Annotated in this window: 10 protein-coding genes; 5 read left to right on the forward strand and 5 right to left on the reverse strand. The window is 64.9% G+C overall.

Translation table 11 applies throughout. From position 1 onward, the window contains the following. The first annotated feature begins 89 nt into the window (after window positions 1-89). The 4 genes from relA to UIB01_RS23395 all read left to right on the forward strand — a co-directional run bounded on the left by relA (window position 90) and on the right by UIB01_RS23395 (window position 4,232). Entirely contained in the window at window positions 90-2,333 is a 2,244-nt protein-coding gene (gene relA, locus UIB01_RS07570; protein ID WP_038658418.1) for a GTP diphosphokinase, read from the forward strand. A gap of 146 nt (window positions 2,334-2,479) precedes the next feature. Then, window positions 2,480-3,310, forward strand: coding sequence for a nucleoside triphosphate pyrophosphohydrolase (gene mazG, locus UIB01_RS07575; RefSeq protein WP_038658421.1), 831 nt, complete (start codon window positions 2,480-2,482; stop codon window positions 3,308-3,310). A 112-nt stretch (window positions 3,311-3,422) separates the two neighbouring features. Beyond that, window positions 3,423-3,962 (forward strand): DUF2058 domain-containing protein, encoded by a 540-nt coding sequence (locus UIB01_RS07580; protein WP_038658423.1) that lies wholly within the window; start codon window positions 3,423-3,425, stop codon window positions 3,960-3,962. A gap of 108 nt (window positions 3,963-4,070) precedes the next feature. Further along, entirely contained in the window at window positions 4,071-4,232 is a 162-nt protein-coding gene (locus tag UIB01_RS23395; protein WP_180983558.1) for a hypothetical protein, read from the forward strand. Between the two features lie 78 nt (window positions 4,233-4,310). Here the strand turns inward: UIB01_RS23395 and UIB01_RS07585 are convergent, their stop codons facing one another. Next, window positions 4,311-5,645, reverse strand: a complete 1,335-nt coding sequence (locus tag UIB01_RS07585; protein ID WP_038658425.1) for an erythromycin esterase family protein — start codon at window positions 5,643-5,645, stop codon at window positions 4,311-4,313. A 191-nt stretch (window positions 5,646-5,836) separates the two neighbouring features. Here UIB01_RS07585 and UIB01_RS07590 point away from each other — a divergent pair, with 191 nt between their 5' ends. Next, on the forward strand, window positions 5,837-6,070 hold the full coding sequence (locus UIB01_RS07590) for a hypothetical protein (protein WP_038658427.1): 234 nt from the start codon (window positions 5,837-5,839) through the stop codon (window positions 6,068-6,070). Here UIB01_RS07590 and pdeM read toward each other — a convergent pair. The 4 genes from pdeM to UIB01_RS07610 all read right to left on the reverse strand — a co-directional run bounded on the left by pdeM (window position 6,048) and on the right by UIB01_RS07610 (window position 12,342). Next, on the reverse strand, window positions 6,048-6,737 hold the full coding sequence (gene pdeM, locus UIB01_RS07595; protein ID WP_038658429.1) for a ligase-associated DNA damage response endonuclease PdeM: 690 nt from the start codon (window positions 6,735-6,737) through the stop codon (window positions 6,048-6,050). The genes UIB01_RS07590 and pdeM overlap by 23 nt on opposite strands. 114 nt (window positions 6,738-6,851) lie before the next feature. Then, the gene (locus UIB01_RS07600; RefSeq protein WP_038658432.1) at window positions 6,852-9,440 is read right to left on the reverse strand and encodes a ligase-associated DNA damage response DEXH box helicase; all 2,589 of its coding nucleotides are present in this window, start codon (window positions 9,438-9,440) and stop codon (window positions 6,852-6,854) included. A 99-nt stretch (window positions 9,441-9,539) separates the two neighbouring features. Beyond that, window positions 9,540-11,249: an ATP-dependent DNA ligase gene (locus UIB01_RS07605; protein WP_038658435.1), complete on the reverse strand. Its 1,710-nt coding sequence runs from the start codon at window positions 11,247-11,249 to the stop codon at window positions 9,540-9,542. Window positions 11,250-11,328: 79 nt separating this feature from the next. Then, window positions 11,329-12,342 carry a ligase-associated DNA damage response exonuclease gene (locus UIB01_RS07610; protein ID WP_038658438.1) on the reverse strand — a complete coding sequence of 338 codons (1,014 nt, stop codon included), beginning with the start codon at window positions 12,340-12,342 and terminating at the stop codon, window positions 11,329-11,331. Window positions 12,343-12,413 lie beyond the last annotated feature (71 nt).

Here is a 12,413-nt window from a genome sequence, read left to right on the forward strand (position 1 = left end):
TTGACAGGCGAATTGCCTGTGGTTCAACCGACCGGCACGCAGAATGCCGGCGTTCATGGCGCAGTAGCTGCGCAGAAGGGAAGGTTTAGATGGTACAGGTCAGAGCGCTTCAGCCGATCAATACGGACGGCAGTATCAACCTGGATGGCTGGCTCGATCATGTGCTGGGGATGGACCCGGCACTCGACCGCGCGGCCTTGAAGGAGGCCTGCGAGTTTGCCCGCGAGGCGGAACAGCAGGCCAACGCGGCGCAAAACCTCTGGAGTGAAGGCACCTCCAGCTACCAGATCGGCCTCGAGATCGCCGAGATCCTCGCCGACCTCAAGCTGGACCAGGACAGCCTCGTTGCCGCCGTCATCTATCGTGGCGTACGCGAAGGCAAGATTCAGCTCGCTGATGTGAACCAGCGCTTCGGCCCGGTGGTGGCCAAGCTGATCGAAGGCGTGCTGCGCATGGCGGCGATCAGCGCCAGTCTCAATCCCCGTGAATCCCTCGTACTCGGTTCCCAGGCGCAGGTGGAAAACCTGCGCAAGATGCTGGTGGCCATGGTCGACGACGTGCGCGTCGCGCTGATCAAGCTGGCCGAGCGCACCTGCGCCATCCGTGCGGTGAAGCTGGCCGACGACGATAAACGCCAGCGCGTCGCCCGCGAAGTCTTCGACATCTACGCCCCGCTGGCCCACCGCCTGGGCATCGGCCATATCAAGTGGGAGCTGGAGGACCTGTCCTTCCGCTACCTCGAGCCCGAGCAGTACAAACAGATCGCCCAGCTTTTGCATGAGCGTCGCCTCGATCGCGAACAGTACATCCAGAACGTCGTGCAGCAACTCAGGGACGAACTGACCGCTACCGGTATCCAGCCGGACATCGACGGGCGCGCCAAGCACATCTATTCCATCTGGCGGAAAATGCAGAAGAAGGGCCTGCAGTTCAGCCAGATCTACGACGTTCGCGCCGTTCGTGTACTGGTGCCGGAAGTCCGCGACTGCTACACCGCGCTGGGGATCGTGCATACGCTGTGGCGGCACATTCCGAAGGAGTTCGACGACTACATCGCCAACCCTAAGGAGAACGGCTACCGCTCGCTGCACACCGCGGTGATCGGCCCTGAGGGCAAGGTGCTGGAGGTGCAGATCCGCACCCATGCCATGCACGAAGAAGCCGAGTTGGGCGTCTGCGCGCACTGGCGCTACAAGGGCACCGATGTCAATTCCGGCTCCGACCATTACGAGGAGAAGATCGCCTGGCTGCGTCAGGTACTCGAATGGCACGAGGAGCTGGGCGACATTGGCGGCCTGGCCGACCAGCTGCGCGTCGACATCGAGCCGGATCGGGTCTACGTGTTCACCCCGGACGGCCATGCCATCGACCTGCCCAAGGGCGCGACGCCGCTGGACTTCGCCTACCGGGTGCACACCGAGATCGGCCACAACTGCCGCGGCGCCAAGGTCAACGGGCGCATCGTGCCGCTCAACTACAGCCTGCAGACCGGCGAGCAGGTGGAGATCATCACCAGCAAGCACGGCTCGCCGAGCCGCGACTGGCTGAACCCGAACCTGGGTTACATCACCACCTCGCGCTCGCGGGCGAAGATCGTGCACTGGTTCAAGTTGCAGGCGCGCGACCAGAACGTCGCGGCCGGCAAGGCGCTGCTGGAGCGCGAACTGGGACGTCTGGACCTGCCACCGGTGGACTTCGACAAGCTGGCCGAGAAGGCCAACCTGAAGAACGCCGAGGACATGTTCGCCGCCCTTGGCGCCGGCGACCTGCGCCTGGCGCACCTGGTCAACATGGCGCAGCAGCTGGTCGAGCCGGAGCGCGGTTACGACCAGCTGGAACTGATTCCGCGGCGCTCGGCGCCGTACAAGCCGGGCAAGCGCGGCGACGTGCAGATCCAGGGCGTCGGCAACCTGCTGACGCAGATGGCCGGCTGCTGCCAGCCGCTGCCGGGCGATCCCATCGTCGGTTACATCACCCAGGGCCGCGGTGTCAGTATTCACCGCCAGGACTGCCCGTCTGTGCTGCAGCTGGCCGGGCGTGAGCCGGAGCGGATCATCCAGGTCAGCTGGGGTCCGGTGCCGGAGAAGACCTATCCGGTGGAAATCATGATCCGCGCCTACGACCGCGCCGGCCTGCTGCGCGACATCTCGCAGATGCTGCTCAACGAGCGCATCAACGTGCTGTCGATGAACACCCGCTCGAACAAGGAAGACAGCACCGCGCAGATGACGCTGACCATCGAGATTCCCGGGTTGAATGCCCTGGGTCGCTTGCTCAGCCGCATTTCGCAGCTGCCGAACATCATCGAAGCCAAGCGCCAAAGAGCGACGTAAGGCGCAAGGCCGGCGGTGTTGCCGGTAGCGCCACGGTGGATGGGTGAAGCGTCATCCACCCTACAATCGGCCTGACATCCGTAGGGTGGATGTCGCTTTTTACATCCACCGGAACGCCGCTGCGATAGCCCGGCTTGAGGAATCCCATGTACCAACTCCCCGACCTTCTGCACCTGATGGCCCGGCTGCGCGATCCGCAGCATGGCTGTCCGTGGGACCTGCAGCAGGACTACGCGAGCATCGTGCCGCATACGCTGGAAGAGGCCTACGAGGTGGCCGATGCCATCGAGAGCGGCGACTTCGATCATCTGCCCGGCGAGCTGGGTGACCTGCTGTTCCAGGTCGTCTACTACAGCCAGCTGGCGCAGGAAGAAGGGCGCTTCGAGTTCGCCACGGTGGTCGATGCCATCACCCGCAAACTGATCCGTCGCCATCCCCACGTGTTCCCTGATGGCGACCTGTATGGCTCGCCGGAGCTACCGCGCCTCGACGAGACGGCCATCAAGCAGCGCTGGGAAGAAATCAAGGCCGAGGAGCGTGCCGAGAAGGCTGCCGCGCCTGAACAATTGTCACTGCTCGACGATGTCCCGAGCGCACTGCCGGCGCTCAGTCGTGCCGCCAAGCTGCAGAAGCGCGCCGCCCAGGTCGGCTTCGACTGGCCCGAGGCGCTGCCGGTGGTGGACAAGGTGCGCGAGGAACTCGGTGAAGTGCTGGAGGCAATGAGCGAAAACGACCCGCAAGCCATCGCCGAAGAGCTGGGCGACCTGTTGTTCGTCGTGGTCAACCTGGCGCGTCATCTCAAGGTCGATCCGGAGAACGCCCTGCGTGCCGCGAATGGCAAGTTCGAGCGGCGTTTTCGCTTCATTGAGCAGGCCTTGCGCGGCGCGGGGCGGCCCATCGAGAGCTGCAATCTCGAAGAGCTCGATGCGCTTTGGGGCGAGGCGAAGAAGGCCGAGCAATCGCCTTCTTGCGCCTAACTGCACTTTCCGGGTGGATGTGGCTTTTCACATCCACCACAATGCCGCTCGGTGGAGCGAAGCAGCATTCCACCGGTGCCCAACTTGAATTCATGACGAGACGAGCCGAAACATGAGTCTTTCCCTCCGTGACCAGCTGCTCAAAGCCGGGCTGGTCAACGAAAAGCAGGCCAAGCAGGCCGTCAAGCAGAAGCAGAAGCAGCAGCGCCTGGAGAAGAAGGGCCAGGTCGAGAAGGACGATTCCCAGCGCGAAGCGGCACTGAAGGCACAGGCGGAAAAGATCGCCCGCGACCAGGAACTCAATCGTCAGCAGCAGGAGAAGGCCGAGCAGAAAGCCCGTGCAGCACAGGTTAAACAGTTGATCGAGACCAGCCGCCTGCCGAAGCTGACCACCGAGGATTACTACAACTTCGTCGACGACAAGAAGGTCAAGCGCCTGTCGGTAAACAAGCTGATGCGCGACAAGCTTGCCAGCGGTTCGCTCGCCATCGTGCGTCACGGTGGTGGCTACGAGGTGATTCCGCGTGAGGCGGCACTGAAGATCCAGGAACGCGACCCCAACCGTGTGGTGCAGCTCAATGTGCGCACCGAGGAGCCGGACGCCGACGATCCGTACGCCGCTTATCAGGTGCCGGACGACCTGATGTGGTGATGCGCCGGGGCGGGTGCGAACTCCGACGGAAGGTCGGATAGAAAAGCCCCGCCCACGTCTCTACTACAGACCTGCCCGCCGTCGCGGGTGCATGCAGTGGAGAAGATCATGCTTGCTCAGTCAATTCGCTATACCCCCAATGCCGATACCCTGTACTGGCGCGCCGCTGGCGTGCCGGGCGACCCGGAAGAACCTGGGGTTCCTACTCAGCCTTCCGAACCTGGTGAGCCCACTGTTCCCGATCAGCCACCGCCCGCACCAGTTGCATAAACCGCTCGGTGATTCACCGCTACAAGCGTCGTCGTCCAAGCGGCGCGGCGCAGGGCCGGCTGCTCGCTTGCTAAGCGCTCATTCTCCGAACGGGTAGGTGTCTGGAACGATATCCGGATCGACCTGTTGCGGGCCGATCGGTGTGACGGCAGCGGTCTGCTCGATCCATATCACGGCATCGAACTGTTCGGCCAGAATGGCGCGGAAGTAGTGCGACTGTCGCTCCGTCAGCGGGCGGTAGATCACCCCGATGGCGCGTTCCAGTCTTGGCCGGGCGAGCGCTTGGCGCAGCTCATCTTGATCGTTGCGCCAGTCGGTCAGCGACACCGGCACCCCGGCCCGCAGGAACAGCTGCTCCCAGCTGTCCGATCTAGAGGGGATGACCTGCTTCACCTGCATGGGCTCATCCCAGTTGTCGGCGGCGGCGACTTCGCCGCGATCGGTCGCCATGCCGATCAGCACCGCCGCGCGACCGTATGCGGTGCGACAGAGCTCACCGATGTTGAATTCTCCTCCCCAGCCCATCGACGTCGCCGCCGCATTACCGATGTGCGAGTTGTGTGCCCAGACAACGGCCTTGGCGTCCCGCCCACGATGTTCGAGCAGCGCTTTCAGGGTGTCGAACATGTGGCGATCGCGCAGATTCCAGGACTCGGTCGAGCCACGGTACATGGCACGGTAATAGTGCTCCGCAGCGAGGACCACATGGGCGTTGCGTTCGGCGTTGAAGAAGCGTTCGCCGTCCTGGCCGATGTATTCCAGACGCTGCGCGAGTAGGGCTTGCAGCTGTTCGACCACTGCTTGCTCGCAGGAGGGTTGGCCAAGCATGACGTTGCGGCCATAGACGGCGGGATCTTCCTGCCAGGGGCTGAGACAGCCGTAACGCCGACGCGCCGCAGCCGCCGCCTGCGGGTCGGTGCGATCAAGGTAGCGCAGGACTTCGCGGATCGAGCTGCCCAGGCTGTAGACGTCCAGGCCGCGAAATTCGACGCGTCGCTCGGCTGGCAGGCCCGCATTGTGCTCGCGCAGCCAGCGGACGAAGTGTTCGACCTCCTGGTTTCGCCACATCCAGCTGGGGAAGCGCTTGAACGTGTCGTCAACCCAGGCGACGGGCTGGCGCTGTCGGCTGTAGCAATCGATGCGCGCGGCGTCCGGCCAGTCGGCTTCCACCGCGACGATGGAAAATCCATGCCGTTCGATCAAGCGCTTGGTGATCGCCGCGCGGGCCTGATAGAACTCGGAGGTGCCATGGCTGGCTTCGCCAATCAGCACCACTCGGGCGTCGGCGTAGCGTTCGAAGGCATCGGCGAAGCGCGGGTCGTCCACGGCAGGCAAGGGTTCGGCATGCTGGCGCAGCAGGGCTACCAGCCGGTCCTCGGATAACTCTGGCGAATGTGCTCGGGCGGCGCTCATGTTTTCGGACTCCGGCGAAGGGCTTCACGGATGACTGGGCATCCGGGTCGTTGTTCCTCGTCCTGCAATTAAAGCTGCTAAGTTTGAGGTGAGGGACCGAACTGCCGGCGCCGGATGGGTCTAAAAACTTACAAAAACCAATAGGTGCGTTATTACGCCCGCACGGGTTTATTCAAGGCGAGGGGCATTCCATGACAACCTGGATCATTGCGTACAACAAAGATGGCAACACTTCGACGCTGAAGATCGACTCAGCGCACCAACCGGATATCGACGAGGCTGTCGAGCTCGTCACGCGCAGGGCGGAGGAGCTGTATCCGGATCAGGAGATCGAGCACGAGCACGAGCCTGATCTGGAGGACACGCCAGCGACCCGGCTGGCTGAGCGTTACGGCATCACCATCACGGGCATATCCCAGGCCTGATCGGCGCCGAGCGCGCCAGCGGCCAGACTTCTCCATCTCCTATCACGTAGATCTGCCAGTGGTCCTCGGCTGTCACCGTCATCGTGCCGGTGAAATTGCCGAAGGCCGGTAGCAGGCTGAGCCGCTCGCCTATGCAGAAGCACGGCAGGCGCAGGCGCTGGCGACCGCGCCCGCGCAGCTGAAACGCCGGATGCAGGTGACCGGCGAGCACGTGGTAGGTTGGATGCGGATCGGGTTCGTGCTGCAGGGCGAACGGGCCGAGTAGCAGCGGCTCGGGAACCACATCGATGCCGAGGCTGGCCGGTGGGTCGCCGGCCCGGCGGTCGTGGTTGCCGCGAATCAGGGTGACCGCCAGTTCGGCATGGGTGGCGCGCCACACGTGCAACTGGCCGAGCGTGGTCGGCGTCTGCGATTCCGGCGCATGCAGGAAGTCGCCGAGGAAGATCAATTGGCGGCAGGGGTAGCGTGCCAACAGTTCGTCCAGCTGGCGCAGGTTGGCCTGGGTCGTGCCGTGCGGCACCGGTTGGCCGAGGCGGCGGTAGGCGGCGGCCTTACCGAAATGGATGTCGGCGACCAGTAGTGCCTGTTGTTCGGGCCAGTAGATGGCCTTGTCGGCAAGCAGCCAGAGTTCGGTCCGTTCCAGCTCGATGGGCAGGTGGGATGTCATGCGGCGTAGTCTATCGCGAGCAGTCGCGGGCGTGATGTGGACGCAGCATTCGCGAGCAAGCTCGTAGCAACATGGCGTGAGCATTTTTGCGCTGCGTGGTTTGCGCCGAGCCCATCAGCCATCGCGTCGGACCCTTTTCGGGCGTGGGGTGCCGTCTTTGGCCGCGCGGGGTTTGCGCTTTGGGCTGGTTTCGCGCTCGACGGCGATACCGGCGGTCGCTTCCGGCTGATAGCCACCCGGGCCGGCTGCCTTGTCCAGATCAGCGACCATCCGCCGGATTCGGTCGGCCAGTTTTTCCGAAGTCATGCTTTCGCGGAACCGTTCGACCATCAACGGGAACGCCAGCGGGGTGGTGCGTTTGACGACGTGCAGGGTCAGTTGGCGGCTCTGTAGCCGGCTCAGCGTCTGCTCCAGTCGCTCGACATCGAGTTCCTGGCGCAGGACCTCTTCTTCGGCCTGGGTCAGCAGCAGGTTGGACGGGTCATATTGGCGGAAGACGTCGAAGAACAGCCCGCTGGAAGCCTGCAGCTGACGCGCGCTCTTCTGCGCACCGGGGTAGCCGGAAAACACCAAGCCTGCAACGCGTGCGATCTCACGAAAGCGGCGACGCGCCAGCTCGCCAGCGTTGAGACTGGCGAGTACGTCGTGCAGGAGGTCGTCCTGGCTGAACAGTGCTGGCGTCAGCAGCTGCTGCCAGTCCACTTCGGTGGCCGAGAGCAGCTCGAAACCGTAGTCGTTGACCGCGATGGAGAAGGTTAGCGGCTCGCGCTTGGCCAGGCGCCAGGCCAGCAAACTGGCCAGGCCCAGATGCACGTGACGCCCGGCGAAGGGGTAGAGGAACAGGTGCCAGCCTTCGCGCGACTTCATCACCTCGGCCAGCAAGGTGGTTTCGGTAGGCAGCGCCGACCAGTCCATCTGCACCCGCAGCAAAGGTTCGATCAGGCCCATCTCCGGGCTTTCGAAATGGCCGCGCGAGGCCGCACCGAGCTGCTCGACCACGGCATCGGCCAGCTCGCTGGAAAGGGGCATGCGCCCGCCGTTCCAGCGCGGCACCGCGGCTTTCCTGCCCGTCGCGCGGCTGACGTAGGCGGTCATGTTCTCGACGCGCACCAGTTCCAGCAGACGACCACCGAAGAGAAAGTTGTCGCCCGGTCGCAGGCGCGCGATGAATCCTTCCTCGATGGTGCCGAGCGAGCGCCCGCTGCCGCCCTTGGCCCAGAATTTCACGGACAGGCTGGCATCGCTGACGATGGTGCCGATGCTCATGCGATGACGCAGCGCCACACGGCGACTCGGCACCTTCCACAGCCCGGCCTCGTCCGGCTCGACCCGCTGGTAGTCGGGGTAGGCCGTCAGCGAATGCCCACCGTGGCGGACGAAGGCCAACGCCCATTGCCAATGGTCTTCGTTCAGGTCGCGGTAGGACCAGGCCTGGCGCACTTCGGCAAACAGTTCGTCTGGTCGAAAGCCGCCGCCCAAGGCCATGCTGACCAGGTGCTGCACCAGCACATCGAGCGGGCGGTGCGCTGCGCTGCGGGCTTCGATGCGGCGTTCGCCGATGGCCACCTGAGCGGCGGCGGCTTCCACCACTTCCACGCTATGAGTCGGCACCAGCGTTACCCGCGAGGTGCGTCCCGGCGCATGTCCGGAACGTCCGGCACGCTGCATCAGTCGCGCCACGCCCTTGGGCGAGCCGATCTGCAGAACGCGCTCGACCGGCAGGAAGTCCACGCCCAGATCCAGACTGGAGGTGCAGACCACGGCCTTAAGCGCGCCCTGCTTGAGGCCCTGCTCGACCCAGTCGCGAACTTCGCGGGCCAGCGAGCCATGGTGCAGGGCGATCAAGCCGGCCCAGTCCGGCCGCGCATCGAGCAGCGCCTGATACCAGATTTCCGACTGTGAGCGGGTGTTGGTGAACACCAGGGTGGTCGCGGCCGAATCAATCTCCTCGACCACCTGCGGCAGCATGCGCAGACCGAGATGCCCAGCCCAGGGGAAGCGCTCGATGCTCGGCGGCAGCAGGGTGTCGACGCGCAGATCCTTGTCTACCTTGCCTTGCACCAGCCTGCCGCTGCCGGGATGCAGCAGCACGTCCAGCGCGTGGGGCTGGTTGCCGAGGGTGGCGGAAAGGCCCCAGACGATCAGCTCCGGCATCCACTGGCGCAGCCGGGCTAGCGCCAGTTGCAGTTGCACGCCGCGCTTGTTGCCCAAGAGCTCGTGCCATTCGTCCACCACCAGCATGCGCAAACCGGCGAAGGCCTGGCGTGCATCGGCGCGGGTCAGCAGCAGGGTCAGGCTTTCCGGCGTGGTGACCAGCGCGCTAGGCAACCGTCGCCCCTGGCGCGCACGTTCGGCACCGCTGGTATCGCCGGTGCGCAAACCGATGCTCCAGTTGATGCCGAGGTCGTCCAGCGGGGCCTGCAGAGCGCGAGCGGTATCGGCGGCCAATGCACGCATAGGGGTGATCCAGAGCACCGTCAACGGCGCCGGCTTGTCCGTCGTGTTAGGGCGCGGTGCCTTGGTTGCAAAGCGATTCAAAGCCCCGAGCCAGACGGCGTAGGTCTTGCCGGAGCCGGTGGTGGCGTGCAGCAGTCCAGACTCGCCCCGGTCGATGGCTTGCCAGACCTCCCGCTGAAACGGGAAGGGTTGCCACTTCCGGCTGGCGAACCATTGCTCGCTCAACAGCTCGGCTGCATCACTCATGGAGCAGCCTGTTGAAGCCCGAGCGCGAGGTTCGCCTCGTGGAAGCGGCCTTGGCCGCGAATATTGGCGACGACCCGGTTAGGCGGCTGGCCTGGCTACTCATCCAAGCAGCTCCTTCAGCGTGTCTAGGGTATCGGCTTCTTCTACCGGCTTGTCGAGACGCCAGCGCAGCATGCGCGGGAAGCGCACGGCGATGCCGCTCTTGTGCCGGCTGCTGGCGGCGATGCCTTCGAAGCCCAGTTCGAACACCAGGGTCGGGGTGACGCTGCGGACCGGGCCGAACTTCTCCACTGTGGTCTTGCGCACGATGGCGTCGACCTTGCGCATCTCCTCGTCGGTCAATCCGGAATAGGCCTTGGCGAACGGCACCAGCTTGCGCTCCGGGTCGCCCGGCTCGCCGTCCCAGACGGCAAAGGTGTAGTCGGTGTAGAGGCTGGCGCGGCGGCCATGACCGCGCTGGGCGTAGATCAGCACCGCATCGACGGAGTAGGGGTCGATCTTCCATTTCCACCAGACGCCGACGTCCTTGGTCCGACCGACGCCGTACTGCGCGGCGCGGGCCTTGATCATCATGCCCTCGACGCCGCGCTCACGGGACGCTTCGCGTTGGCGCGCCAGATCGGCCCAGTCATCGCCGCTCACCAGCGGCGAAAGCATCAGCCGCGGGTTGGGGCATTGTCCGACCACCGCTTCGAGCTGTTGCCGGCGTTCACGATGCTCGCGTTGCCGCCAGTCGTCACCCTGCCATTCCAGCAGGTCATAGGCGAGCACCGCGACCGGGGCATCCTGCAAGACTTTCGCTGTGAGGTTTTTGCGGCCGATACGCTGTTGCAGCAGCGCGAAGGGTTGCACGCCGAAGCGTTCGGTTGTGTCGGCGTCATCGCTCTCTGGCTGCGCGAAGAGTTCTGCCGAAGGCCCGTCGGGCGCGTGCTTCCAGACCAGGATCTCGCCGTCGATCACCGTGCCGTCGGGCAGGCAGCCGGCCAGTTCGCAGAGTTCCGGAAAGCGCTCGCTGACCAGCTCTTCACCGCGCGACCAGACCCAGATCTGCCCGTCGCGCTTGACCAGCTGCGCACGGATGCCGTCCCACTTCCATTCGATGAACCAGTTGTCTGGCGCACCGAGCAGCATGTCGAACTCCTCGACCGGTGCCTGCAACGAGTGGGCGAGAAAGAACGGATAGGGCTGGCCGCCACGCTGGGCGTGCTCATGCTCGGACTCCTCGGCGATCAGCGCGCGGTAGCCCTCGGCGCTCGGCCGATGGGACAGATCGGTGTAGCCCACCAGTCGTTGCGCCACGCGCTTGGGGTCGAGATCGACCAGCGAAGCCAGCGCGCGGGTGACCAGCAGCTTCGACACGCCGACGCGAAAGGCGCCGGTGATCAGCTTGATGCAGACCATCAGGCTCAGCCGGTCCAGCTGTGCCCAGAGCGCCGGCAAGCGTTCAGCCAGCTCCTCCGGCGGCTGGCCGCGCAGCGGCAGCAGCTTGTCCTGCATCCACACGGCCAGCCCGTCGTCGGAGCTGTGTTCGGCCTCGGGCATCAGCAGCGAAATGGTTTCGGCCATGTCGCCGACCGCCTGGTAGCTTTCCTCGAACAGCCATTCCGGCAAACCCGACGCCTGCATGGCGGTTTCGCGCAGCACGCGGGTCGGAACCAGCTGGCGTGGCCGTCCGCCGGCCAGAAAGTAGACCGCCCAGGCGGCGTCGGCCGGATCGGCGTCACGAAAATAGTCGCGCATCGCCGCGAGCTTGGCGTTGCTCGAGGTGGTGGCGTCGAGGCGGCTGTAAAGGGTGGCGAAGGCTTTCATGCGCTGCGTCCCGCTCGCCATGGCGCGGCCGGGTTGCGAGCCTGCACGGGTCTATGGGATGCGATGTTGGTGCGCCGGCTCATTCGGCCTCCTGGGTGGCATCGTCCTCTTCGCCGTATTCGGTCGCGAAGGCCTGGGCATCGAGGCCGCGCATTTCGCGCAGGTAGCGCACCAACACCGCAACGGAACCGTGGGTCACCATCACCCGTTCGGCGCCGGTCTGCTCGATGGCCCAGAGCAGGCCTGGCCAGTCGGCATGGTCGGAGAGCACGAAGCCGCGGTCGACGCCGCGCCGGCGCCGGGTGCCGCGCAGCATCATCCAGCCACTGGCGAAGGCATCGGCGTAGTCGCCGAAACGGCGCATCCAGGTGCTGCCGCCAGCGGAGGGTGGGGCGAGGATGATGGCGTGCTTCAGGCGCGGGTCGCCTTTTTTCAGGTCGCCGGCATACACCGTCGGTGGCAGATAGATGCCACCCTCGCGATAGACCTTGTTCAGCGGCTCGACCGCGCCATGCACGACGATGGTGCCGATGCTCTCGTCCAGGCCGTGCAGGATGCGCTGTGCCTTTCCGAAGGCGTAACAGAACAGCACGCTGGCGCGCCCGGCTGCCGCATTGGCGCGCCACCAGTCGTTGATGTCGCTAAATACCTCGGCCTGAGACGGCCATTTGTAGATCGGCAGGCCGAAGGTCGATTCGGTGATGAAGGTATGGCAGCGCACCGGCTCGAAGGGTGCGCAGGTCCCGTCCGGCTCGACCTTGTAGTCGCCGGAAGCGACCCAGACTTCGCCTTTGTACTCCAGGCGCACCTGCGCCGAGCCGAGCACATGGCCGGCGGGATGGAAGCTGAGCTTTACGCCGTAATGCTCGATGGATTCACCATAGGCCAGCGTCTGCAGCGGCATATCGGCGGCGATCCGCGAGCGCAGAATGCCTTCGCTGTCGCTTGAGGCCAGGTAATGGCTCATGCCCCAGCGCGCATGATCGCCGTGGGCGTGGGTGATGACGGCGCGCTCCACCGGGCGCCAGGGATCGATGTAGAAATCACCGGGTGGGCAATAAAGGCCTTCGGGGCGGGCAACGACGAGGTCCATGAATACAGGCACTTTGCGGGCTTGTAGGTTGGAGCGTGGCGCGGCGCTGTGAGTTCGCTGGATAACGCGCG

This window comes from Stutzerimonas decontaminans (assembly GCF_000661915.1).
Taxonomy (GTDB): Bacteria; Pseudomonadota; Gammaproteobacteria; order Pseudomonadales; family Pseudomonadaceae; genus Stutzerimonas; species Stutzerimonas decontaminans.

Bases quoted from the DNA above. Each gene is read 5' to 3' on its own strand.
- relA (WP_038658418.1), top strand. From the start codon at position 90: ATGGTACAGGTCAGAGCGCTTCAGCCGATCAATACGGACGGCAGTATC.
- mazG (WP_038658421.1), top strand. From the start codon at position 2,480: ATGTACCAACTCCCCGACCTTCTGCACCTGATGGCCCGGCTGCGCGAT.
- UIB01_RS07580 (WP_038658423.1), top strand. From the start codon at position 3,423: ATGAGTCTTTCCCTCCGTGACCAGCTGCTCAAAGCCGGGCTGGTCAAC.
- UIB01_RS23395 (WP_180983558.1), top strand. From the start codon at position 4,071: ATGCTTGCTCAGTCAATTCGCTATACCCCCAATGCCGATACCCTGTAC.
- UIB01_RS07585 (WP_038658425.1), bottom strand. From the start codon at position 5,645: ATGAGCGCCGCCCGAGCACATTCGCCAGAGTTATCCGAGGACCGGCTG.
- UIB01_RS07590 (WP_038658427.1), top strand. From the start codon at position 5,837: ATGACAACCTGGATCATTGCGTACAACAAAGATGGCAACACTTCGACG.
- pdeM (WP_038658429.1), bottom strand. From the start codon at position 6,737: ATGACATCCCACCTGCCCATCGAGCTGGAACGGACCGAACTCTGGCTG.
- UIB01_RS07600 (WP_038658432.1), bottom strand. From the start codon at position 9,440: ATGAGTGATGCAGCCGAGCTGTTGAGCGAGCAATGGTTCGCCAGCCGG.
- UIB01_RS07605 (WP_038658435.1), bottom strand. From the start codon at position 11,249: ATGAAAGCCTTCGCCACCCTTTACAGCCGCCTCGACGCCACCACCTCG.
- UIB01_RS07610 (WP_038658438.1), bottom strand. From the start codon at position 12,342: ATGGACCTCGTCGTTGCCCGCCCCGAAGGCCTTTATTGCCCACCCGGT.